The following is a 23486-nucleotide window of genomic DNA, read 5'->3' on the forward strand; positions in this document are numbered from 1 at the left end:
GAAGGCAATGAAACTCGTTGATCAGCTCCCCGTTCCCTCCGCACTTTCTTCCACAGGAGCAGGTCCGGATGCAGACGTGCTGTACAGCCGGTTCGTGGAATGGACGGAGAGCCGCGGACTGGCGCTGTATGAGGCCCAGGATGAAGCCATCATGGAGCTTGCGGCCGGCGCCAATGTCATCCTGGCCACGCCCACCGGATCCGGAAAATCCCTGGTTGCGATCGCGGCGCATTTCCAGGCCATGGCGCGGGGTGAACGGAGCTACTACACAGCGCCCATCAAGGCCCTGGTTTCAGAAAAGTTCTTTGCCCTTTGCGAGATTTTCGGCGCAGATAATGTTGGCATGATCACCGGGGACTCCGGCGTGAACCAGGACGCCCCCATCATCTGCTGCACAGCGGAAATCCTCGCCAACATCGCGTTGCGTGAGGGCGCGGAAGCCGACCTGGGCGCCGTCATCATGGACGAGTTCCACTTCTACTCCGACCCTCAGCGCGGGTGGGCGTGGCAGGTCCCGCTCCTGGAACTTCCCCAGGCCCGGTTCCTGCTGATGTCTGCAACTCTGGGTGATGTCAGCCGTTTTGAGGACAACCTGACGGAACTGACAGGACGCCCGACGACGACCGTCAGTTCCGCTGAACGCCCCATTCCGCTGCACTACTACTATCAGCAGACCCCCGTTCACGAGACCCTGGAGGAGCTGCTCTCCACCAAGCAGGTGCCGGTATACGTCGTGCATTTCAGCCAGCTGGAAGCGATCGACCGCGCCCAGAACCTCATGAGCATCAACGTCTGCACGAGGGATGAAAAGGACAAGATCGCGGAGCTGATCGCGAATTTCCGCTTCGCTGCGGGTTTCGGAAAAACCCTCAACCGCCTGGTGCGCCACGGCATCGGCGTGCACCATGCCGGCATGCTGCCGAAGTACCGGCGCCTCGTGGAGCAACTGGCGCAGGCCGGATTGCTAAAAGTCATCTGCGGCACCGACACCTTGGGAGTGGGGATCAATGTCCCCATCCGCACAGTGCTCCTGACCGCGCTCAGCAAGTACGACGGCGTCCGCACCCGGCTGCTCAATTCCCGGGAGTTCCACCAGATAGCGGGCCGGGCAGGCAGGGCAGGCTACGACACAGCAGGCACCGTGGTGGTCCAGGCACCCGAACACGTCACCGAGAACATCAAAGCCATGGCCAAGGCAACAGCTAAATTCGGAGATGACCAGAAGAAGCTGCGGCAGGTGGTCAAGCGGAAACCGCCGGAAGGATTCGTCTCCTGGGGCGAACCCACGTACAAGCGCCTCGTTGAGTCTGTTCCCGATCCCCTGACATCGAGTTTCGCCGTGACCCACGCCATGCTGATGAACCTGATGGAACGGCCCGGTGATCCTTTCACCGCCACCCGGCGCCTCCTGACCGAAAATCACGAGCCGAGGTCCTCGCAACTGCAGCTCATGAAGAAGGCCCTTGGTATTTACCGGGAGCTGCTGGCCGCGGGCGTAGTGGAACGCATCCCTGAACACGAACAGGGTCCGGACGGCAGAAGTGTCCGGCTCACAGTGCACCTGCAGGCCAACTTTGCCCTGAACCAGCCGCTGTCCCCCTTCGCCCTCGCGGCCCTTGAACTGCTTGATCCGGAGTCGCCGTCGTACGCCCTTGACGTGGTCTCCGTCATCGAAGCCACACTCGAAAAGCCCCGCCAGATCCTCTCCGCCCAGCAAAAGAAGGCGCGCGGCGAAGCGGTGGCCGCGATGAAGGCTGACGGCATTGACTACGACCAGCGCATGGCCATGCTGGAGGAAGTCAGCTATCCGCAGCCGCTTGCGGAGATCCTGGGCGAGGCCTTCGACGTTTACCGCAAGGCAGCACCATGGGTCGGCGATTTCGAGTTGGCACCGAAGTCCGTGGTGCGGGACATGTACGAACGCGCCATGAACTTCGGTGAATTCGTTCAGTTCTACGGGCTGGCCCGTTCTGAAGGCATTGTGCTCCGCTACCTCGCAGACGGATACAAGGCCCTGCGCCAGACGGTGCCGCAGGATGCGTTGAGGGAGGACCTGGAAGATCTCATCGCCTGGCTCGGTGAGCTGGTCCGCCAGGTGGACTCCAGCCTGTTGGACGAATGGGAGGAGCTCACCTCCGGCGCCGCGCCCACTCCGCACGACGCTCCCCCGCCGCCACCTCCCTCATTGACCTCGAACATCCGGGCCTTCCGGGTTATGGTGCGGAACGAGATGTTCCGCCGGGTGGAACTTTTCGCCGATGAAGCCGCCAGTGCCCTCGGGGAGCTCGACGCCGGCACCGGCTGGGACGCCGACCGCTGGGAAGATGTCCTGGACGACTACTTCGACGAGCACGACGACATCGGTACGGGGCCGGATGCCCGCGGCCCGGGACTCCTGATCATCACCGAGGAACCGGGGGTCTGGAAGGTCAGGCAGATCTTTGACGATCCCGCCGGGAACCACGACTGGGGTATTTCGGCCGAAGTGGACCTCGCCGCTTCCGACGAAACAGGGACGGCTGTTGTCCGGGTGACGGACGTCAACAGGCTCTGACTGCCCTAGTATGCTCGGATCATGAGTGTAATCAGGCCCGCCACGGCAAGCGACGTTCCCGCCATCCTGCAAATGATCCACGACCTGGCCATCTACGAAAAAGAACCCGACGCCGTCCGGAACACCCCGGAGATGCTCACGGCGGCGCTCTTCTGCGAGCAGCCAAGCGTATTCGCCACCATGGCTGAAAACGAGGCCGGCGATGTGCAGGGGTTCGCTGTCTGGTTCCTGAACTACTCCACCTGGGAGGGTGTCCACGGCATCTACCTTGAGGATCTCTACGTCACTCCGGATTCCCGGGGCGAAGGCCACGGCAAGGCGCTGCTGCAGTACCTGGCCGACACCGCCGTCGAACGCGGCTATGCGCGCGTGGAGTGGAGCGTGCTCGACTGGAACGAGCCCTCCATCAACTTCTATCGGAAACTCGGGGCCGTGCCTATGGACGGGTGGTCCACGTTCCGCCTCACGGGTAATGCCTTGGAAGCCTTTGCCCGGCAGGAAGCCAGGATCGGTGGCTAAGCTCGCGGCCACTGTCCCGCACCTGGTCAAGGCGAGGCACGAATTCCGTGGCATGCGGACCACCGAGCACTTCTTTGAGCTTCCGCTCGACCACTTTCGCAGCGGCAATAACGGTGAAACGATCACCGTTTTCGCCAGGGAATATGTCTCGTCAGACCACAGTCCGGAAGCCGCCGAAGAATTGCCTTGGCTGATCTACTTTCAGGGCGGGCCCGGCGGCAGGGGCAACCGCTTCACCTCCCTGGGCGGCTGGAGCAAGGCAGCGGCCAAGGATTTCCGCATCCTGATGCTGGATCAGCGGGGAACGGGACTCTCCTCCCCCATTGACCGGAACACCCTGCCTCTCCGCGGGAATCCCCAGGACCAGGCTGAGTACCTGACCCATTTCAGGGCAGATTCCATCGTGGCGGACGCCGAAGCAATCCGGCTTGCCCTCGGTTCGGGTCCCTGGACAGTTTACGGGCAGAGTTACGGCGGTTTCTGTGCCCTGAGCTACCTCTCCCAGGCACCTGCCGGTCTGCGGGAAGTCCTCATCACCGGAGGGCTTCCTCCCTTGTCCGGACCGGCTGAACGTGTCTACCGTGCAACATTCCCCCGGGTCGCAGCCCGGAATGCCGAGTACTTCACCCGGTATCCCGAGGACCGTCCGGTACTGCAACGTATTGCCCGGCATCTTGCCCGCGAGGACGAGCGGCTTCCCAGCGGGGAACGCCTGAGCGTGGAACGTCTCCAGATGGTGGGGTCTTTCCTTGGCGGCAATACCCGGATGGATGCGCTCCACCATTTCTTGGAAGACGCTTTTTCGTCCACACCCGACGGCGACCGCTTGTCCGACACGTTCCTGGAGCAGGTATATTCCCTGGTTTCAAGGGCGTCCGGTCCGCTTTATGCCCTGATGCATGAATCGATCTATGGGCAGGGCGGGCCAACTGACTGGGCTGCTTGGCGGGTCCTTAGGGAGTTTCCTGAATTCCTTCCTGATGCTGACCCTGTCCTGCTTACTGGCGAAATGGTGTACCCGTGGTATTTCGAGCAGGACCAGTCGTTAGTACCCCTGCGGGCTGTGGCGGAGCTCCTGGCCCGAAAAAGCGACTGGAAGCAGCTGTATGACCCTGTCCGCCTGGCCGCCAACACCACGCCTGTGGCCGCTGCCGTGTACGCGGAGGATATCTACGTGGACAGGGAGCTTTCATTAGAGACGGCGGCCGCCGTGCGCGGACTCCAGGTGTGGGAGACAGCCGACTTCCACCACGATGGCATTGCCGACGACGGCGAGGCCATCTTCCGGCGGCTCCTGGGCATGGTCCGGTCGGTCCGGCCCGCCGCCCTGTCAGCCATCCGCAGCTGATTTCAGCCGGCTTATCCCGGCTTGTCTGTGCCGACGCTGCGTTCGGGCCCCGCCCTAACCAGAGGCTATCTTGCTGCCCTGCTGGGTCTTGGTCCTTTCGGCGAGGATCCTGGCAACGGCGGCGGCAAGCACGGCCGCAGCCACCAGCCCGCCAGCCATGTTGAGTCCCTGATAGCCCACCCAGCTCAGGACAAGGCCTGAGAATGCCCCGCCCACAGCGCCCGCCATACCCATGAGCATGTCCGATGTTCCTTGAACGACGATCCGCTCCCCCGGGCTGACACTCTCAGCCAGCAGGGTTGATCCTGCGATGCTTGCCGCCGACCAGCCTAGCCCCAGGAGAACCAGTCCGATGGCCACTGATGTGGTGGAGGCGTGGCCGAGACCGGAAACCATGACGGCCGCTACAAGTGTCAGATATCCCAAGGCGATGGTTTGGATCCGCCCGGCCTTATCCGTCAGCCAGCCCATCACAGGGGACAGGGCAAACATCCCCGCGATGTGCAGGGAAACCGTGATTCCGATAATCACCAGGACATCCCCGCCGGCAGAATGATCGGAATGGGACACCCCGGGCCCCGCCACCAGGTCCTGCAGGTGCAGGGGTGTCATGGACATGACGCCGACCATCACTGCGTGGGCACCCACCACAGCGGCAAGGGCAAGGATTGCCGCAGGTGAGCTCCGCACGGCACGCAGCCCCCGAGCCAGCGAACCGCGCCTGGCAGTCCCCGGTGTCTGCTGGCCCGCGGAAGGCGGACCCGCCTGCTGGGCAGCATCGGCGGCTTGGGCGGTGTCGGCTGCTGCCAATCGCCGCGCAAGCAGCAGCGGGTCAGGACGGAGTCCCACCAGCAGCAGGGCTGCGGCCAGAAGGAGTCCGGCCGCTGAAATAACAAATGGCCCTGCGATGGGCGGCAAACCCAGCGCCTGGCCGACGACGGCCCCTGGCTGGATCAGGTTGGGCCCGGCAACGGCGCCGACGGTTATGGCCCACACCACCGCCGACAGGGCGCGGCCGCGGTGTTCTGAGTCGGCAAGGTCGACGGCGGCAAACCTGGCCTGAAGGTTCGAGGCTGCGCCCACTCCAACCCCGGCAGCACCCAGGATGAGCAGCACGAAAATTCCGGTGACAACTGAGAGCACCATCAGCAGCGTGCCCGCGAGGGCGGTGGCAAGCCCTGAGACGAGGCCGATCCGTCGTCCCCGGCGATCGGCGAGTGAGGCCAGCGGCAAGGCCGCCAGCGCAGCCGCAAGGGTCATCACGGTTGCCACAGACCCTGCCCAGGCGTTGGAACCGGAGAGGTCCACTGCTAGCAGGGAGCCGATGGAAACGGTGGCTCCTGTGACGATTGCGCTAAGAAGCTGTGCCGATCCGAGGATTAGGACTGTGCGGCGCTGTACCTGTATGACAGTGGGTTCGGCCTTGGAGGAGGTAGCCATTCTCAGAGCATAGACCGCAAGGGCACAACCTGACAGGCCGCTCGGCGTGCCGGCTGCATGCCCCTGAAAAAGAACAACCCCGGCCATGGGAGTGGCCGGGGTTGCAGATGAATCTCAATGCTGTGGGGCGTGACCCTTAGTCGACGTCGCTCAGGCTTTTCCGTGAGTCTTCCTCGAGGCGTGCGTCCAGCTTTGCCTTGGTGGCCTTGGAGCTGACAAGGCTGGCGATGACCGCAACCACGATAGTGCCTACGATTACTGCCAGGGAGACGTACGTGGGGATCTCGGGTGCCCATTCGATGTGGTGGCCGCCGTTGATGAACGGAAGCTCATTGACGTGCATGGCGTGGAGAATAAGCTTGACGCCAATGAATGCCAGGATGACCGAGAGTGCGTGCTTGAGGTAGATGAGCCTGTTCATCAGCCCGCCGAGCAGGAAGTAGAGCTGACGGAGTCCCATCAGGGCGAAGATGTTGGCCGTGAAGACGATGAAGGCGCTCTGGGTCAGGCCGAAGATTGCCGGGATGGAGTCCACAGCGAAGAGCAGGTCCGTCATGCCGATCGTCACAAAGACGATGAGCATCGGCGTGAAGACCTTCTTGCCGTCAACCACGGTACGCAGCTTGCCGCCGTCGAACTTCTCGGACATGGGAAGCACCTTGCGGATCCGGGCGATCAGCGGGTTCTCGGTTTCTTCCTCATCCTCGCCCTCGTCCGTGGCCTGCTTCCAGGCAGTCCACAGCAGGAAGGCACCGAAGATGTAGAACACCCAGCTGAACTGTTCGATCACGATGGCGCCGAGCAGAATGAAGATGCCTCGCAGGATGAGGGCGATGATGATGCCCACCATGAGGACTTCCTGCTGGTACTTCCGGGGCACCGAGAAGCGGGCCATGATGATGATGAAGACGAAGAGGTTATCGATGCTGAGGCTGTATTCCGTTACCCAGCCTGCTACGAACTGGCCGCCGTATTCCGGACCGGCAAACGCGAACATGCATCCGGCGAAAACGAGCGCCAATGCGACGTAGAAGGTGACCCACAGGCCGGCTTCCTTCATCGAGGGTTCATGCGGCCGCTTAACCACCAGCAGCAGGTCGAAAAGCAGGATGACACCGAGGACGATGAAGGAACCGATCTCAAACCAGACGGGAAGTGTGGGCACGGGTGCTACCTTTCGCAGGGTACAAAAAAATGGTGTAAGTCTCTCCGGCTGACCGCGCACTTTGTGCTGAATGGCCGCCCGCTACACCCGGCAAGGCGTCTGTGCCTTGCGTGTTGACGTTCGTAGCGCTTGGGATACTCCCCTACGTCAGAACAACTTTACCTTACCGTCCCGCGTGCCCGTCACCCGGACGTGACCTTTGGGCAGCGCACGTGACCTAAACGTGACCTAAGCGATATCGAGAAGCGCCCGCTAGGCGTGCCCGGCGGCCTGCATCTGGCGGAGTTCCTTCTTCAGGTCCCCGACTTCGTCGCGGATGCGTGCAGCCAGTTCAAACTGCAGTTCGGCTGCGGCAGCATGCATCTGCTCGGTCAGCTGTTCGATCAGACCAACGAGATCCTCTGCCGGAGCAGCAGCCAGGCCGTCCGCCCTGACAGTGGCCGGACCCTTTCCGGCAGGCTTTCCACGCTTGGCGCCCTTTGCCAGGCGGTTGTTGTTCAAGAGCTCCTGGGTGTCGGCGTCTTCCTTGGCAAGCTGGTCAGTAATGTCCGCGATCTTCTTCCGCAATGGCTGCGGGTCGATGCCTTTTTCGGTGTTGTAGGCCACCTGGATCTCCCGGCGCCGGTTTGTTTCGTCGATTGCCTTCGCCATGGAGTCGGTAATGCGGTCCGCGTACATATGGACCTGACCGGAGACGTTACGGGCGGCGCGCCCAATTGTCTGGATGAGTGACGTGGCGGAGCGAAGGAAGCCTTCCTTGTCTGCATCCAGGATGCTCACGAGGGAAACCTCGGGCAGGTCCAGGCCTTCGCGAAGGAGGTTGATGCCCACCAGGACGTCGAAGCTGCCCATGCGCAACTCCCGCAACAGTTCCACACGCCGGAGCGTGTCGACATCCGAGTGAAGGTACTGGACCTTGACGCCATGACCGAGCAGATAGTCAGTGAGGTCCTCGGCCATACGTTTGGTCAGCGTGGTGACCAGCACACGTTCGTTCTTCTCCACGCGGGTCTTGATTTCGCCCAGGAGATCGTCGATCTGGCCCTTGGTGGGCTTGACGATAACTTCCGGATCGATCAAACCGGTGGGACGGATGATCTGCTGCACATAGCCGTCGGCTTTGCCGAGTTCGTACTTGCCGGGAGTGGCGGACAGATAGACGGTCTGGCCGACTCGTTCGAGGAACTCGTCCCATTTCAGCGGCCGGTTGTCCATTGCTGACGGCAACCGGAAGCCGAAGTCCACGAGGTTCCGCTTTCGCGACATGTCGCCCTCATACATCGCGCCGATCTGGGGCACGGTGACGTGGGATTCATCGATAACAAGCAGGAAGTCATCAGGGAAGTAGTCAAGGAGGCAGTGGGGGGCGGTCCCGCGGGCGCGGCCGTCAATGTGAGCGGAGTAGTTCTCGATGCCGTTGCAGAAGCCCATCTGCTGCATCATTTCCAGATCATAAGTGGTCCGCATGCGAAGCCGTTGGGCCTCCACGAGCTTGTTCTGGCTTTCCAGTAATTGCAGGCGTTCCGCGAGTTCGTCTTCGATTCGCTTGATCGCCCGAGCCATCCGCTCAGGTCCCGCCACGTAGTGCGAGGCCGGGAAGACATACATTTCCTCTTCGTCCCGGATCACCTCTCCGGTCAGCGGATGCAGGGTGTGGATGGCCTCGATCTCATCGCCGAAAAATTCTATCCGGATGGCCAGTTCCTCGTACATCGGGATGATTTCCACCGTGTCGCCGCGGACCCGGAAAGTGCCGCGATGGAAGTCCATATCGTTGCGCGCGTACTGCATGGAGACGAACTTCCGGAGCAGATCGTCGCGGTTCATTTCGGCTCCCTTGCGGAGCGTCACCATTCCCGCGATGTATTCCTCGGGGGTGCCAAGGCCATAAATGCAGGAAACCGTTGCCACAACGATCACGTCCCGGCGGGTCAGCAGGGCGTTGGTAGCTGAGTGACGGAGCCGTTCAACTTCCTCATTGATGGAAGAGTCCTTCTCGATGAAGGTGTCCGTCTGCGCCACATAGGCCTCGGGCTGGTAGTAGTCGTAGTAGGAGACGAAATACTCCACCGCATTGTTTGGCAGCAGTTCCCGGAATTCGTTGGCGAGCTGGGCCGCAAGGGTCTTGTTCTGCACCATCACCAAGGTGGGCCGCTGGATCTGTTCTATCAGCCACGCCGTGGTGGCACTCTTGCCGGTACCCGTCGCGCCCAGCAGCACAACGTCCTTCTCGCCGTTCCTGATGCGCTCCGTCAGTTCCGCAATGGCTGCCGGCTGATCACCGGCAGGCTTGAACTCACTGATGACCTCGAACGGGGCCACGACACGGTTAATTTCCTGCGCAAGACTCATGGTTCTAATCTACCGCCGGCCAGGGACATGGAAAGCGCGCCTCAGGACAGGCACTGTCCGCAATCTATGTATTCACCCTTGAGGCGTACGACGGCGGCCTCCAGCCGCTGCGCTTCACCCACCGCTCCATCCCCGGGTCGGCGACCTCCGTGAACCAGGCTTCCTTGTCCACTGCATAGCCAACCGTGGACGTGTCGTTCGCATGGAGGGCGGCCACCCTGCGCTTCTCGGCGCGGTACGCCTCCAGCGCTGAGGCATCTGCTCTGAGCCAGTCGCGGAAGCACAGCGCATAGCGCCATCCCGGGGAGCCGACCGCCCGAATGTGGAGGTTCACATCCTGGCCCGGATCAGCGTTGCCGTGCAGTCTTTTCCGCCACTCGGAGGGATGCGGGGAGGACGGCCTGGGGTGGTCGGCCAAGACATCAGGAAAAGGTGGAAAACCAGCGCCCGCGAGCAGCGGCGAAATACGGTCGGCGGTTTCCAGGTCCTCCACCGCGAGCTGAAGATCAATGACATCCTTGGCTTCCAAGCCCGGGATGGCAGTGGAGCCGACATGGTCAATGGCCACCACATCATCCGGTGCCGCTGCCTTGATGCGGGCCATCAGCAGGGCAGCCTGCCTGCTCCAGTCCGGATTGGGTGCCACGAGGACGGGTCCTCCCGTCCGGGGAGCCCGGAGTCCATGCTCCAGGTTCTCCGCGAAGGGAACCAGCCTGTCCCGCCATAAGCGGTCTACTTGCTGCAGGAGCGCCTCTGGGGGGCCGGAATTGTCCAGGACGACGTCCGCTGCGGCGAGGCGGACTTCCCGGGACGCCTGAGCCGCCATCCGGGCAGCTGCTTCCGGCTCGCTCATTTGGCGGTACTTCATCATGCGGCGGACACGCACGTCGTCGGGAGCATCGACCACAACCACCAGATGGAAAGCCGCCCCCTGGCCGCTCTCGACGAGGAGCGGGATGTCCTGGACCACAACTGCGCCCTGGGGCGCTGCAGTGGCCATAGCCGCCGCCTGTTCCCTGACAAGGGGATGGACAATGCCATTCAAGACCGCCAACTGTTGCGGGTTGCCGAAGACGACGGCGGCCAGCTTTGCCCTGTCGAGCCGGCCCTCCTCCCCCAGCATCCCGGGCCCGAACGCATCCACCACCCGGGCCAGGCCCTGGGTTCCGGGTTCGACCACTTCACGGGCCAGCGCATCGGCATCGATGACAACTGCTCCGAGCTCACGCAAGCGCGTTGCCACCACTGACTTCCCCGAGGCGATTCCGCCCGTCAATCCAATCTTCAGCACTCCACCAGACTAAACTGATGCGGTGCTGAACGACGCTGATCCGGTGGAAGGCAGGGCAACGTCCTATGCAACGCTGCCGGAAGGACGTGATTTCCGCTCCGAGCTTGAAATCCGCCGCTCCCGGTTCATCACTGTTCTTCGCAGTACGGACACTGAGGACGCCGCCCGCTCCCTCATCAAAGAACTCCGCAAGGAGTTCCACGATGCACGGCACCACTGCTCAGCCTTCGTGCTGGGCGCCGATCGCACCGTCCAGCGCTCCAATGACGACGGCGAGCCCTCCGGATCCGCCGGCATCCCCATGCTCGAGGCATTGCTGAAACGGGAGACCGCACCAGGAGGTACAGGCCTAAGCGACGTAACCGCCGTCGTCGTCCGTTATTTCGGCGGTATCCTCCTGGGGACGGGCGGATTGGTCCGCGCCTATTCGGACTCGGTCGCCACGGCCTTGGACAAGGCTCCGCTCGTGCAACGCCGAAGGCTGAGGCTCTGCAGCGTTGCCGTGGCTCATGCCCAGGCCGGCCGATTGGAAAATGAACTCCGCAACAGCGGCTATCTCCTGGCACAGACCCGCTATGAGGCCTCCGCGGCTGTTCTGACACTGGCCCTGGAGGATGATCCCCAGGCGCTGTCTGAAGCAGCAGACCGCATCGCCACCCTCACGTCCGGCGCAGCCACCCTGGTTCGCGGCGGCACAGAGTGGGTCGATGGATAACCACAGATACTCGCTCCCTGAAGGAAAGCATTCGGGCCAGATCGCCTGATCCGTAACTCCAAGCGTTTAACGAAAGGTGGCCGCCCCCTAACGGGGACGGCCACCTTTCGTTTGCTGGATCAGCTCACTCTCGTGTGCCGGTCAGCGGGCAGACTAGTTGCCGGTGAGCTTTTCGCGCAGTGCTGCGAGAGCCTCATCCGAAGCAAGGGTGCCGGCGTTGTTGTTGTTCTCGGCGGCAGCCGGCTCGGAGGAGTAGCTCGTGGTGCCTGAGTCACTGTCACCGGACGTTGCAGCTGCAGCGTCGTCAGCAGCGTGCTGGGCAACCTGCTTCTTGTGGGCTTCCCAGCGGGTCTGGGCGTCAGCGTACTGCTGCTCCCAGGCTGCGCGCTGGTTCTCGTAGCCTTCAAGCCACTCGTTGGACTCCGGGTCGAAGCCCTCCGGGTACTTGTAGTTGCCCTCTTCGTCGTACTCAGCGGCCATGCCGTAGAGAGCCGGGTCGAATTCGGTGCTCTCGGCGTCAACGCCCTCGTTAGCCTGCTTGAGGGAGAGGGAGATGCGGCGGCGCTCGAGGTCGATGTCGATGACCTTGACGAACAGCTCGTCACCAACGGAGACAACCTGCTCAGCCAGTTCAACGTGGCGGACTGCGAGCTCGGAGATGTGGACCAGGCCTTCGATGCCGTCTTCGACGCGAACGAACGCACCGAACGGAACCAGCTTGGTGACCTTACCCGGCACAACCTGCCCAAGGGCGTGCGTGCGGGCGAAGGTCTGCCACGGGTCTTCCTGCGTAGCCTTGAGTGACAGGGAAACACGCTCACGGTCCAGGTCGACCTCGAGAACCTCGACGGTGACTTCCTGGCCAACTTCGACAACCTCGGACGGGTGGTCGATGTGCTTCCAGGACAGCTCGGAAACGTGAACGAGGCCGTCTACGCCACCAAGGTCCACGAATGCACCGAAGTTGACGATGGAGGAAACGACGCCGGGACGGACCTGGCCCTTTTCCAGCTTGTTGAGGAACGTGGAGCGGACCTCGGACTGGGTCTGCTCGAGCCATGCACGGCGGGAAAGCACAACGTTGTTGCGGTTCTTGTCCAGCTCGATGATCTTGGCTTCGATTTGCTGACCGATGTACGGAGCAAGGTCGCGCACACGGCGCATCTCGACGAGGGACGCCGGCAGGAAGCCGCGCAGACCGATGTCGAGGATAAGACCACCCTTGACAACCTCGATGACGGTACCGGTGACGACACCGTCTTCTTCCTTGACCTTCTCGATGTCGCCCCAGGCGCGCTCGTACTGAGCACGCTTCTTGGAGAGGATCAGGCGGCCTTCTTTGTCTTCCTTGGTGAGCACCAGGGCTTCGACCTGATCGCCAACGGAGACGACGTCTCCGGGATCAACATCGTGCTTGATGGACAGCTCGCGGGAGGGGATGACACCTTCGGTCTTGTAACCGATGTCGAGCAGAACTTCGTCGCGGTCGACCTTGACGACGGTACCTTCGACGAGGTCTCCGTCATTGAAGTACTTGATGGTGGCGTCGACTGCTGCGAGGAAGTCCTCAGCGGTACCGATGTCGTTAATCGCGACTACGGGGGTACCGGGCTTCTCGGTGGAGGTGATGGTCATGTAGTAGGGGCTCCGTTGTGGATAGTTAGTCGGTCAGGCAAACCGCCAGGCACACGTTATGGAACGCACGACTGGAAAACGGCAGAACACGCGGAACTGCCGGGTCATCCTGATTTTGTGGATTCTAGATACGTGCACGTAGTACACGCCCGTTTATTCTAGTCGTACCCGCCAAGCGGGGTCAAAAGGGGCAGCTATCAGGACTTGCGCTCCGGCGCTTGCTCGCGAAGGGCTCTGACGCCTTCCCCTTCCAATGCCCAGAAACTGCAACGCCGAAGACCAACGACCAGAAATAGGGCCCCAGGCCGAACATGGACAGATCAGAGACGGCCACCGCAAACGCGATCAGCGGCCCCAGCGTCAAAGGACCCGTGGTGATCCGCTTCAGGGCCATGCCCAAAACCCCAATTACTGCCAACCCGGCGATTCCTACCAGCAGTTCCAACGGCAGGACCACCCTGGCGGCGGCTGCGAAGCCTGCAAGAGGTGTCATCGCCAGGAAGATGACATACGTCAGGATGACGGCTCTGTAGCGGTATCGGTGAGGACCGGCATCGGGCCCGGCGACAATTGCTGTGGCCGGAAGCGAAAGAGAAAGTCCTGAAGGGCCCAGGAAGGATGCCGATATAGTTCCGATCCCGCTGACGTAGTCCATTGTTCGAACGGGAGGACTGTAGAGCTGGTTCTGCAGGAAGACCAGGGAGGGAACGTTGGACTGAAGGACAATGAGAACCACCATGACCGGAGTGGCCGTCAAGACTGCGTCCCAGGTAAAAACCGGCAGCGTTAGGGCCGGTAGGGGCTGGAAAGTGTCTCCTCCGGCGTGCGCGAATCGGCCCAACGCCACAGCAGCGGTAATCCCCACCACCATTGCAAGAAAAACTGACGGAACCCGGCTGTCAAGATACTTTCTGCCCAGGAGGTAAGCAAGGAATGCCAGGCCAATCACCACGGGTTCGGATCCCATGACAGTGAAAACGTCGGCAACAAATGGGAGGGTGGAACCGGCCAGGAGACCGACCACGATTGGCTCGGGGATGAGGCGTGCCAGCTTGTCTGCGAGCCCCAGGGCCGTGATAGCCACCACTGCAACTCCCGCAACCATTGAAGCCCCGGCGAGTTCCGCGAACGGAAGCCGGCCTTGAAGGGAGACGATGAAAATGAGGACGAAGATGTTCCCCGTCAGGAGGAGCGGCTGTCTGAACCGCAGACACAGAACCAGGCCGACTAAGCATGGCAACGTATAGATGGTCATGACCCAAGCAGTCAGCTGCCCGCGTGACAGGTCCAGTTGTTGAGCGCCGGACAACGGAATGGCAACGAGCGAAGTAGCCAGGGTGACCATGGCCAGACTCGTGCCCAAGGAGGGAGACCACTCCCGGAACCAGTGCGATCCGCCGTCGGAACTCTGACGCATGCCTCCCCATACGCCCCTGCTGCGATCCAACGGAATCGCTGCGGGGCGCACGGTGGTACCGGATTTAGAAGTGCGTCATGCAGTGCGCCGAGCGTTCAACAGCAAACATCTGCCGCGCCTTGAGCGCTGCCCCTGGGGTGTTCTCCCCGATTCTTCCTGCCGCGGTAAGGGTCACCGGGCAAACGGCTCCCAGATAGATGGAACCCAGCTCGGCGACGTCCAGGGTGAGGTCCGGTGCCTGGTCTGCCGAGGCGTTGGTGAGGCCGGCTTCCCCATCACGAACCTCCAGGCGGTAGGTGCCCGAGGTGAAACCCAAGGTGTCCGAGATCTTGAGAGTGAGCGTGCCGTCAGCCGAGTAGCGGCGGGCCGTGAGCGCGCCCGCGACGTCGAGGATGCGAAGCCAGAGCATATCCCGGTGGTCTGAAGACTCAATGCACCGCGGATCCTCAAGTGCCCAGCCCAGGGGGTCGTCCACCGGCGCCTCCTCCCAGCTGATGCGCTGGATGAGGTCGATGGTGCCCAGGAATTTCCACAAATCCAGGTAGGCGGCGTCGGAAGCTGCCACCAGGTCCACAATGTTCACGGTGTAGGGCTTTGTCTCCCACCCGGAAAACTTGTACGAGACGTAGCCGTCGATCTCGCCGTCGGAGTTGTAATGGAGAGCGCACCTGATCCCCGGGTCTTCGGCACCATCATGCCCGTAAGCTCCGGAAACCCGCTGGCGGTAACCTTCCTGGCGCACGATCGAGCCAGGCGTAAGATGATGGGCGTCCGCGAACACCCGTGGCGCAACATCGAGCAGCACCTTTCGATCCGCGATCTCCACGGTTCCTGCTGGCACGTGCCGCAATTGGAACCTGGGGCCGGTATCCACCTTGATGCTCCGTTCGAACGTAGCCACGCCGTATCCAAAGCGCCCATAGATCGACCCCTCAGAGGCAGTCAGGGCCGCCATGGCCAGCCCTTCCGACTTCGCAGCAGTCAGGTCCTCCGTCATCATCCGGCGCAAGAGCCCGCGACGGCGGTGAGTGCCCCGAACCGTAACCGCGGTCACCAGGCGCGTGGCCAACTGCCTGCCGTAGCCGGTGTTCAGCGTCTTCAAGAGCGTCCCGAACGTCGCCACCGGGATGTCAGCTGCCAGGGAATGGACCGGAACGGAACCTGTTTGGTAAACACCAGTCAGCTCGCGGTCGTCCGTCCGGTACATGGAAATGATCTTGTCCACGAACTCCGCGCTGCGCCGGTTATCGTGGAATCCGTCCTCAACTGCGCGCATCCAGTCAGTGCTTTTTGAATAGTCAGGAGAGTCCTTTTCGGCTGCCCGGAATCGCCTTACTTCATAGTTCTCTACCACGTGATTCTCCCCAAGTTCGGTTACCGGCCGGCGCACGATCGACGCGCGCCGGCCCTCTAAAATGCCTGCTGTTGGTTTTTGACTCAGTGCCCGGCTTCGTACCAGCTGGAACCCACGCCAATCTGTACGTCCAAGGGAACAGTCAGCTGGGCCGCTGCACCCATCTGCTCTGTCACGAGCTTCTCCACCGCAGCCCGTTCGCCGTTTGCTACCTCCAGGACGAGCTCATCATGGACCTGCAACAGCATCCGTGACTTCAGCCCCTGGGCCTCGAGTTCGTACTGCACTCCGAGCATTGCCCGCTTGATGATGTCCGCGGCCGATCCCTGGATGGGCGAGTTCAGTGCGATGCGCTCCGCATTCTCGCGAAGCTGGCGGTCTGTGCTGGTCAGGTCCGGGAGGTAGCGGCGCCGTCCTTCGATGGTAGCTGTATAGCCGTCGACCCTGGCCTGGTCCACCACTCCGCGAAGGTAGTCGCGCACGGCGCCGAAGCGGTCGAAATAATCCTTCATAAGCGTCCGCGCCTCATCGACGGAAATCTCCAGCTGTTTCGAGAGCCCGAAGGACGTCAGCCCGTAGGCCAGTCCGTAAGACATGGCCTTGACCTTTGAACGCATGGCACTGGTGACTTCTTCGGTAGGGACATGGAAAATGTTGGAGCCGACAAACCGGTGCAGGTCTTCCCCTTCCTTGTATGCCTGAATGAGGCCAGCGTCCCCGGAGAGGTGCGCCATGATTCGCATCTCGATCTGCGAGTAATCGGCGGAGAGCAGGCAGTCATAGCCGTCGCTGACCACGAAGATGCCCCGGACCCGTCGGCCTTCCTCGCTGCGGATGGGGATGTTCTGCAGGTTGGGGTTGTTCGACGAGATCCGGCCCGTAGCTGCAACGTTCTGCGCGTAGGTGGTATGGATCCGGCCGTCGTCCGTGACGGATTTCTTGAGAGATTCCAGCATCTGGCGCAGTTTCGAGGACTCGCGGTGGGCCATGAGCTGAACCAGGAACTCGTGCCCCGTCTTCTCCAGCAGGTTCTTGAGCGACGCCGCATCGGTGGTGTAACCGGACTTGATCTTCTTGGTCTTCGGCAGCTGGAGTTCCTCGAACAGGACAGTCTGGAGCTGCTTCGGCGATCCAAGGTTCACCTCATGCCCGATCGCTGCGAAGGCCAGCTCCTGGGCGTTGTCAATCACTTTGGAGAGATCGGCCAGCTGCTCGTCAAGGCGCGGCATGTCGATGGCAATTCCAGCCAGTTCCATATCGGCAAGGACCCGGCTGACGGGCAGCTCCAGGGTGGTGAGCAGGTCCTCGGCCTTGCGTTCCTTGAGTTCGGATTCAAAGTGCCGGCTCAGCGCCTGCACCACAGCGGCTGCCTGGACCAGTGCACCGGAAGCGGCGGCGTCGTCGCCGTCGAACGACAGCTCAAGCTGGCCCGCCTTGGCGGTCTCGGGCGAGATGCTGATGTTGAGGTGGTGCTGGGCCAGTTCGGAGAGCTCATAGGTGCGGCGGTCCGGCTGGATGAGGTAGCCGGAAATTGATGTGTCATCCACCACCCCTTCCAGGCCCAGGCCACGGCTGGACAATGCCTTCAACGCCGCCTTGTAGCCATGCATGACCTTCGGTGCTTGCTCGTCCCGCAGCCAATCCGCCAAGACGTTTTCGGCTGCAGCATCCTGGGCGGCGAGGTCGATATAGACGGCGGCGTCGTTACGGACGATGGCCAGCGCGGCGGCGTCCTCGCCGATCCTGCCGGGCACCAGGTCGACGGCGACGGCGGACCGCTTGCCTGCGCCTGCAGCCAGGAACGCACTCAGCTCCGTTGCACTGGAGGGGGTGATGAAGTCAGGCGTGTCGATGTTCTCGCGCTCGGCGGATTCCAATTCGTCGCTGCTGTAGAGGGCAAAGAGCCGGGTGCGGATGGTCTTGAATTCAAGGTCGTCGAACAGTTGCTCAAGTGCGGCCTCGTTCGGGCGCGGTTCCGCGAGATCGTCCAATGTGAGCGGGAGATCAAGGTCTGTGTGGAGCCTGTTCAGCCGCCGGTTGCGTTTGACGGCCTCCACGTTTTCGCGGAGCGCGTCCCCTACCTTGCCGCCGATGGCGTCGACGTTTTCGAGGACCCCCTCGAGTCCGCCGTAGAGGTTAATCCATTTGGCTGCCGTCTTGGGGCCAACTCCCGGGATGCCTGGGAGGTTGTCCGCGGACTCCCCCACTAATGCGGCCAGGTCCGAGTACTGCGGGGGCGTCACAAAGTACTTCTCCTGAATTGCGGCAGTGTCCAGCCGGGGAATGTCGCTGACGCCCTTCCTGGGGTAAAGCACAAAAACGTTGTCGGTGATGAGCTGAAATGCGTCACGGTCACCTGTCACCAGGAGCACCTCGTAACCGGCCTTTTCGCCCATCGCGGCGAGTGTTGCCAAAATGTCGTCAGCTTCATAACCCGGCATTTTGATGGTCTTGATGCCCCACGCCTGCATGACCTTGTCGATGAGGTCGATCTGGCCGCTCATCTCGCTGGGAGTTTCATTGCGGCCGCCCTTGTACTCGCTGTACTCGGCCTTACGGTGGGTGGTGTCATCCGATACGTCGAAGGCCACGGCGACGTGGGTGGGCTTCTGTTCCTTGATCAGGTTGATAAGCATGGACGTGAATCCATGAATGGCATTGGTGTGCTGCCCGTTTGCCGTGGAGAACTTGTCCGCCGGCAAGGCGAAGAAAGCCCGGAAGGCCATCGAGTGCCCGTCCAGGACCAGGAGGCGCGGTTGATCGGTAATAGGAATCACAGGGGCTTCCGTGGCCGAAACAGAACGATCACCGGGCGGCGGGACCTTCACGTCCTGCAAGGCAGCGTCAGTGGGCAGGGCTGCGTCAGCAGGGGCGTTGGCCTTCAGGGCAGCATCGTCCTGAAGGTCAGCGGTTTCGAACGGGAAGGGGGCCGGTTTGGTAGTTTCACTCACAGGTGCCAGCCTAGTTGGCATGATGGACAATTTCACGCCCCACCGGTTTGCGGACGAACTGACCTCAGCCGGAATCCCCGAGGAACTGCATGATTGGCTCGGCGGCTACGGAATCGGTGCCTTGGTGGTCAAGATGGGCATCCGCTTTCTCGAGATGAGTCCGGCACGCACCGTGGCCACGATGCCCGTGGAAGGCAACACACAAGTGGCGGGTATCCTGCACGGCGGGGCCCACGTTGTCCTCGCCGAGACCCTGGGATCCTTTGCAGCAGGAATGCATGCAGGTCCCGGGAGGCAGGCGCTTGGAATCGAGGTCGGCGCTACCCATCACCGGTCCACCTCCGCGGGTACGGTGACGGGAACCTGTACCGCCATTCACCTGGGCCGCACGCTCACCACCCACGAGATCGTCATGACTGACGAGCAGGGCCGGAGGTTGTCGACTGCGCGAATCACCAACCTCATACGTGATATCGACGGCTGATCAGGAATTTAGCCGGTACCGCAACTCCACTACGCCGCGCCCCAGTGCCGCTGAGGAAACCAGTTCCAAGGGTGGCGTAGGCTTCCGCAGCGGCAGGAGCGGCTTGCCATCGCCAAGAATTAAGGGGATGACCGAAACAATCAGTTCATCCAACAGGCCGGCATCGGCAAATTGCGCTGCGAGGTTACCTCCGCCCACCACCCACACGTTCTTGCCATCGGCATCTGCCTTCAGATCGCCGACAAATGTCCTGACGTCGCCGTGGGCAAAGGTAATATCAGCGTCTTTGGGCACCGTGCCCTCATGATGGGTGAAAATCCAACAAGGTGTGGTGGGATAAGGCCAGTTGCCGGGCTCGTGCTCCAGCAGCCACCGGTAGGTCTCCCCTCCCATGACGATGCAGCCGACGCCCTCCATGAAGGAGTCATAGCTCTCCTTCCCGCCTTCGAAACCGTCGAATTGCAGGAGCCAGGAAAGGTCGTCGTCGGGAGTTGCGATAAAGCCGTCAAGGGAGGCGCCGACGTAATACTGGAGACTCGACATGGCCCCAGCCTAATCACTTCAGGTCCGGGTTCAAATACTGCCTTCGAACCTCTTGGCGCCGGACCGGCAGGTTAAAGCTACTTGCTGAAATACGGAATGATCAGGTACAGCCCAAAGAGGACTGCCAGGCCGCAGAGTCCGAAACAGATGTAGGCCAGAGGCTGAACCCACCGGGGGGCCTCGGGAGTAACATCTCCGGCTATGGCTGTCAGCCGGACTCCAAGGGAGTACAGTCCCACAATTGTCACTGCCGCAACCAGGGTGGCTCCGCCCACCATCAAAAGCTCCAACCACTTCATTTCTGGCCGCCATTCTTCTTGTTCGCCCGTGCTGCCGCTGCCGCCTTCGTCTTTTGGAACCTGACGGCGTGTCCGGCTTCCTCAACCTCGACGGCGTTGTGGTGGCCGACGTGGGATTTGCGGGATTCGAAGTACATCAGCAGCACTGAGGCAAATCCTGCGGCTCCAGCGATGACGACGCCGACCATGCCGGTGCTGACCAGCCAGGCCGTCAGAGCACCCATGATGCCGGCAGCCGGGAGGGTGAACAGCCAGCCGATGGCGATCCGCCCCGCCGTCGCCCACCTCACCGAGGTTCCCTTGCGGCCAAGCCCTGAACCGATGACTGAACCCGAAGCCACCTGCGTGGTGGACAGGGCGAACCCCAGATGGGATGACGCAAGAATGGCTGAGGCCGTGCTGGTTTCAGCGGCGAACCCCTGCGCGGGCTTAACATCAGTCAGCCCAGAACCCATTGTCCTGATGATCCGCCAGCCGCCGGCGTAGGTGCCGATTGCAATAGCGAAGGCACAGGCAGCAATCACCCAGAACTGCGGCCCGGAACCCGTGGGCTGGGTTCCTGCGGCGATCAGCACCAAGGTGATGATGCCCATAGTCTTCTGCGCATCGTTGGTTCCGTGGGCGAGTGCCACCAGGCTGGAAGTGAAGATCTGCCCTGTGCGGAAGCCGCCGCGCTTCTGCGTCAGTTTGTCCCCTGTTTCGGGATCGTGCCTGGAGGTCAGCGCATAGGCCAGGCGGGTACAGACGTAAGCCACAGCGCCCGCAATGACCGGGGCAAAAATCGCCGGAAGGATCACTTTTTGCATCAGGGATTCAAAGTTGATCGAGTGCAACCCGATGCCGGCAATCGCGGCGCCGATGAGGCCGCCGAAGAGGGCGTGTGAGGAACTGGACGGCAGGCCTTTGAGCCAGGTGATCATGTTCCAGAGAATGGCTCCCATGAGCCCGGCAAAGATGATCTCCGGAGTGATCTGGATGCCTTCGGAGCCTTCCCGGATAATTCCTCCCGAAACAGTCTTGGCCACTTCCGTGGAGAGGAACGCGCCCACGAGGTTCAAAACGGCTGCCAGTGCCACTGCCGTTTTGGGTTTGATGGCCCCTGTGGCGATCGGCGTAGCCATGGCATTGGCTGTGTCGTGAAAGCCGTTGGTGAAGTCGAAAAATAGTGCCAGCGCTATAACCAGCGCCACCATGAAGGTGATATCCACCTGTTGCCCAATCTGCAGAGTCGACGGTCAGCAGTTCCACTCCCCGTTGCCCAAAGCCGAACAGCACAGTTCACGGGGAGTTCACCGGGGTATGTACGGTTCAGCAAGCAGGCTTGAAACCCTATAGATCGTACGCGTCAACAGCATCACGACAAAACATAGGCGGTGAAGCCATTGTGCGCTGCTTCCCAGCGGGCGTACCGTGACGTTGCTGGGGCTAATCGAAGGAGAAACGATCATGCTAAACGCTCACTCGACCAGGTTCCGTGCCATGGCCGTTTTGGCTGCCGTAACTGCCCTTGCCGCTGCCAACGTTGGCGCTGCAACAGCGGCGCCTTTTGGTGATGGAGCCGCCATTCCACTGAATGTTGGACAAGAGACCCCCGCTCCGAACTCCCGTGCCCATGGATTCTTCAGTTATGAGATCGTCAATGGGGAATTTTGCTACCGGTTGCGTGTTCAGAACCTGTCGGCCGATGTGTCCGCAGCACACATTCACATCGCACCGCGCAATATGGCCGGTCCCGTGGTCATTCCGCTCGAAGTGGGCAAGGGGACGTCCTGGAACCAGAACGATTGCACTCTTGTGGATTCAACGCTCTTGGCCGCAATCGAGGCCAACCCGCGGGACTACTACGTGAACGTCCATACAATAGCCGTCCCAAGCGGGGAGATCCGCGGACAGCTGAAGTAGTTCCGGACGCCCACAACCACACCGCGCTTGCCCCGGCACAAATTCCCGGGGAACCACCACTGCCGGACAGTCCGACGCCGATACGATCTGGAGTGCCCGGTCAGTTAGCGGACCGCCGTCGGGCCACTGTCGCGTATGGGAAGCTTAAGGGCAGCATTCGGCCTCCAAGCGGTTAGAAGCCGCTGGGCTCAGTTTCGAATTCAGGCCCGACGGGTGGACCCTCATGGTGGAGCGGGCGCAGTGCCCCCGTACGTTCCAGCCAAATAAGAGCGTCATACCGGCCGCCCATCACGGTCGGAACATAATTGGCCTGCTCGCTTTCCGGACTGTAGACGACGCCTATGGCCCGGTGGCCAAGGCTCCGGGACAACCATGGTCCGGGACGGTTCCTGCCGAATTCCAGGATGGCAGGCACACCCAGGCAATGGTGAAGCAGATATTCATGACTTCCTGTCCGTGCCTCGGGCACTCTGACAACCTGTTCGCGGGACCCCCAGTCATCGGCGGCAACCACGGTACCGCCGTAGCCGGCGAACCCGACCAGCAGCACCCGGTCCGCCCCGTACCGCTCCCGGATCAACTGGCCAACGTTCACCAGTCCGTTACGCGCCATATCGGTGGCCCTGGCATCCCCGATGTGAGAGTTATGCTCCCAAATGATCCCCTTCGACGGCGGACCCAAGTGCTGACGGACGCGCTCAATGGTGTCTGCCATGTGGCGGTCGCGGATGTTCCACGAGTCGCGGCTGCCGTTGACCATGGTGCGGTAGTAGTGCTCGGCGTTTGCCGCCACTTCGGCGTTCTGCAAGGCGTCAAAAGCGTCGTCGTGGTCCATGGCGGCGAGCGCACGCTTCCGTACTTCCTCCAGTAGCGCGACAACGTCGGTTTCGCAGGTTTCCGGAACCAGCCGTGTCTTCCACGCATATTCATGCGGATCCTCATGATGCGGCTGAAAACAATGCCAGGCGCGTTTGGCTGCGGGCACAGCTTCCGGAGCATGAAGTTCCAACCAGCCGATGGTCTCACGCAGCGAGTCCCACAGTGAATAGACATCGAGACCGTAGAAACCGACACGTTCAGGCAGCGGACGTTCCATGTTCCAGCCGCGAAGCCAGTCCAGGAACCCGGCCACTTCCTCATTGGCCCACATCCACGTAGGCCACCTTTCAAAGCGTGCCAGCAAGGCGTGCACTCCGACGTCGAGCCCGCTTTGCCCCTTGACCCACCGGTTGATCCGCCAGCAGTCCGGCCAGTCACCTTCGACGCCTATCCAGTTGTAGCCCTGCTCCTCGATCAGCCGGATGCTCAGGCGTGACCGCCATGTGTAGTACTCATGTGTTCCATGTGACGCTTCACCAATGGCCACGAGCTCACACCCTGCAGAGCGCCGGACCAGGCCGTCGAGGTCGCGCAGCCCAGCGAGAGGGCGGGCAAGCGCAAGGATCTCCGCCGTAACTGCTGGGTTGACAGTGACGTCGGTCATCTTGGATCCCCTGTTTTGGCTGTCTTCCATGACG

The 23486-nt window shown here is 61.8% G+C and carries 18 protein-coding genes; 6 read left to right on the top strand and 12 right to left on the bottom strand.

The annotated features are described in order from the left end of the window. The first annotated feature begins 7 nt into the window (after positions 1-7). From M1E05_RS11310 to M1E05_RS11320, 3 genes are read left to right on the top strand one after another with little or no spacing between them, the layout of a single operon-like run. Positions 8-2554 carry a DEAD/DEAH box helicase gene (locus M1E05_RS11310; protein ID WP_458114061.1) on the top strand — a complete coding sequence of 849 codons (2547 nt, stop codon included), beginning with the start codon at positions 8-10 and terminating at the stop codon, positions 2552-2554. Between the two features lie 21 nt (positions 2555-2575). After that, positions 2576-3073: a GNAT family N-acetyltransferase gene (locus M1E05_RS11315; protein WP_461162959.1), complete on the top strand. Its 498-nt coding sequence runs from the start codon at positions 2576-2578 to the stop codon at positions 3071-3073. 52 nt (positions 3074-3125) lie between these two features. Then, positions 3126-4421: an alpha/beta fold hydrolase gene (locus M1E05_RS11320; RefSeq protein WP_461165232.1), complete on the top strand. Its 1296-nt coding sequence runs from the start codon at positions 3126-3128 to the stop codon at positions 4419-4421. A gap of 54 nt (positions 4422-4475) precedes the next feature. Here M1E05_RS11320 and M1E05_RS11325 read toward each other — a convergent pair whose 3' ends face one another. The 4 genes from M1E05_RS11325 to coaE form a co-directional block, all read right to left on the bottom strand. After that, on the bottom strand, positions 4476-5861 hold the full coding sequence (locus M1E05_RS11325) for an MFS transporter (protein ID WP_461162960.1): 1386 nt from the start codon (positions 5859-5861) through the stop codon (positions 4476-4478). A 136-nt stretch (positions 5862-5997) separates the two neighbouring features. Continuing rightward, entirely contained in the window at positions 5998-7026 is a 1029-nt protein-coding gene (locus M1E05_RS11330; protein ID WP_309106866.1) for a TerC family protein, read from the bottom strand. Positions 7027-7278: 252 nt separating this feature from the next. Continuing rightward, positions 7279-9378: an excinuclease ABC subunit UvrB gene (uvrB, locus tag M1E05_RS11335; RefSeq protein WP_458114064.1), complete on the bottom strand. Its 2100-nt coding sequence runs from the start codon at positions 9376-9378 to the stop codon at positions 7279-7281. Between the two features lie 64 nt (positions 9379-9442). Then, entirely contained in the window at positions 9443-10669 is a 1227-nt protein-coding gene (coaE, locus tag M1E05_RS11340; protein ID WP_461162961.1) for a dephospho-CoA kinase, read from the bottom strand. Between the two features lie 22 nt (positions 10670-10691). Here coaE and M1E05_RS11345 point away from each other — a divergent pair, with 22 nt between their 5' ends. After that, positions 10692-11384: a YigZ family protein gene (locus M1E05_RS11345; protein ID WP_461162962.1), complete on the top strand. Its 693-nt coding sequence runs from the start codon at positions 10692-10694 to the stop codon at positions 11382-11384. Positions 11385-11537: 153 nt separating this feature from the next. Here M1E05_RS11345 and rpsA read toward each other — a convergent pair whose 3' ends face one another. The 4 genes from rpsA to polA all read right to left on the bottom strand — a co-directional run bounded on the left by rpsA (position 11538) and on the right by polA (position 18516). Then, positions 11538-13019 carry a 30S ribosomal protein S1 gene (gene rpsA / locus M1E05_RS11350; protein WP_309106871.1) on the bottom strand — a complete coding sequence of 494 codons (1482 nt, stop codon included), beginning with the start codon at positions 13017-13019 and terminating at the stop codon, positions 11538-11540. A gap of 181 nt (positions 13020-13200) precedes the next feature. After that, positions 13201-14436 carry a benzoate/H(+) symporter BenE family transporter gene (locus tag M1E05_RS11355; RefSeq protein WP_461162963.1) on the bottom strand — a complete coding sequence of 412 codons (1236 nt, stop codon included), beginning with the start codon at positions 14434-14436 and terminating at the stop codon, positions 13201-13203. A 64-nt stretch (positions 14437-14500) separates the two neighbouring features. Further along, positions 14501-15790, bottom strand: a complete 1290-nt coding sequence (locus M1E05_RS11360; RefSeq protein WP_461162964.1) for a GNAT family N-acetyltransferase — start codon at positions 15788-15790, stop codon at positions 14501-14503. A gap of 83 nt (positions 15791-15873) precedes the next feature. After that, complete coding sequence (gene polA, locus M1E05_RS11365) at positions 15874-18516, bottom strand: DNA polymerase I (protein ID WP_461165233.1); 2643 nt, start codon at positions 18514-18516, stop codon at positions 15874-15876. Between the two features lie 244 nt (positions 18517-18760). On the opposite strand from polA, the gene M1E05_RS11370 reads away from it, so the two are divergent. Further along, positions 18761-19225, top strand: coding sequence for a hotdog fold thioesterase (locus tag M1E05_RS11370; RefSeq protein ID WP_458114070.1), 465 nt, complete (start codon positions 18761-18763; stop codon positions 19223-19225). Here M1E05_RS11370 and M1E05_RS11375 read toward each other — a convergent pair whose 3' ends face one another. From M1E05_RS11375 to M1E05_RS11385, 3 genes are all read right to left on the bottom strand, one after another. Then, on the bottom strand, positions 19226-19768 hold the full coding sequence (locus M1E05_RS11375) for a dihydrofolate reductase family protein (protein ID WP_461162965.1): 543 nt from the start codon (positions 19766-19768) through the stop codon (positions 19226-19228). A gap of 77 nt (positions 19769-19845) precedes the next feature. Further along, the gene (locus tag M1E05_RS11380; protein WP_458114072.1) at positions 19846-20067 is read right to left on the bottom strand and encodes a hypothetical protein; all 222 of its coding nucleotides are present in this window, start codon (positions 20065-20067) and stop codon (positions 19846-19848) included. Beyond that, a complete protein-coding gene (locus tag M1E05_RS11385; protein WP_458114073.1) occupies positions 20064-21275 on the bottom strand; it encodes an inorganic phosphate transporter in 1212 nt (403 codons plus the stop codon). The genes M1E05_RS11380 and M1E05_RS11385 overlap by 4 nt, the downstream gene beginning before the upstream one ends. A gap of 238 nt (positions 21276-21513) precedes the next feature. On the opposite strand from M1E05_RS11385, the gene M1E05_RS11390 reads away from it, so the two are divergent. Then, positions 21514-21969 carry a CHRD domain-containing protein gene (locus M1E05_RS11390; RefSeq protein WP_461162966.1) on the top strand — a complete coding sequence of 152 codons (456 nt, stop codon included), beginning with the start codon at positions 21514-21516 and terminating at the stop codon, positions 21967-21969. A gap of 172 nt (positions 21970-22141) precedes the next feature. Here the strand turns inward: M1E05_RS11390 and M1E05_RS11395 are convergent, their stop codons facing one another. Continuing rightward, on the bottom strand, positions 22142-23482 hold the full coding sequence (locus M1E05_RS11395) for an erythromycin esterase family protein (RefSeq protein WP_458114075.1): 1341 nt from the start codon (positions 23480-23482) through the stop codon (positions 22142-22144). Between the last annotated feature and the right edge of the window lie 4 nt (positions 23483-23486).

The sequence above is a fragment of the Arthrobacter sp. R4-81 genome, from assembly GCF_054792365.1.

Coding starts and splice junctions, on each gene's coding strand:
- M1E05_RS11310 (WP_458114061.1), top strand. CDS start 8: ATGAAACTCGTTGATCAGCTCCCCGTTCCCTCCGCACTTTCTTCCACA.
- M1E05_RS11315 (WP_461162959.1), top strand. CDS start 2,576: ATGAGTGTAATCAGGCCCGCCACGGCAAGCGACGTTCCCGCCATCCTG.
- M1E05_RS11320 (WP_461165232.1), top strand. CDS start 3,126: ATGCGGACCACCGAGCACTTCTTTGAGCTTCCGCTCGACCACTTTCGC.
- M1E05_RS11325 (WP_461162960.1), bottom strand. CDS start 5,861: ATGGCTACCTCCTCCAAGGCCGAACCCACTGTCATACAGGTACAGCGC.
- uvrB (WP_458114064.1), bottom strand. CDS start 9,378: ATGAGTCTTGCGCAGGAAATTAACCGTGTCGTGGCCCCGTTCGAGGTC.
- rpsA (WP_309106871.1), bottom strand. CDS start 13,019: ATGACCATCACCTCCACCGAGAAGCCCGGTACCCCCGTAGTCGCGATT.
- M1E05_RS11355 (WP_461162963.1), bottom strand. CDS start 14,436: ATGCGTCAGAGTTCCGACGGCGGATCGCACTGGTTCCGGGAGTGGTCT.
- polA (WP_461165233.1), bottom strand. CDS start 18,516: ATGGCCTTCCGGGCTTTCTTCGCCTTGCCGGCGGACAAGTTCTCCACG.
- M1E05_RS11370 (WP_458114070.1), top strand. CDS start 18,761: ATGATGGACAATTTCACGCCCCACCGGTTTGCGGACGAACTGACCTCA.
- M1E05_RS11375 (WP_461162965.1), bottom strand. CDS start 19,768: ATGTCGAGTCTCCAGTATTACGTCGGCGCCTCCCTTGACGGCTTTATC.
- M1E05_RS11380 (WP_458114072.1), bottom strand. CDS start 20,067: ATGAAGTGGTTGGAGCTTTTGATGGTGGGCGGAGCCACCCTGGTTGCG.
- M1E05_RS11390 (WP_461162966.1), top strand. CDS start 21,514: ATGCTAAACGCTCACTCGACCAGGTTCCGTGCCATGGCCGTTTTGGCT.
- M1E05_RS11395 (WP_458114075.1), bottom strand. CDS start 23,482: ATGGAAGACAGCCAAAACAGGGGATCCAAGATGACCGACGTCACTGTC.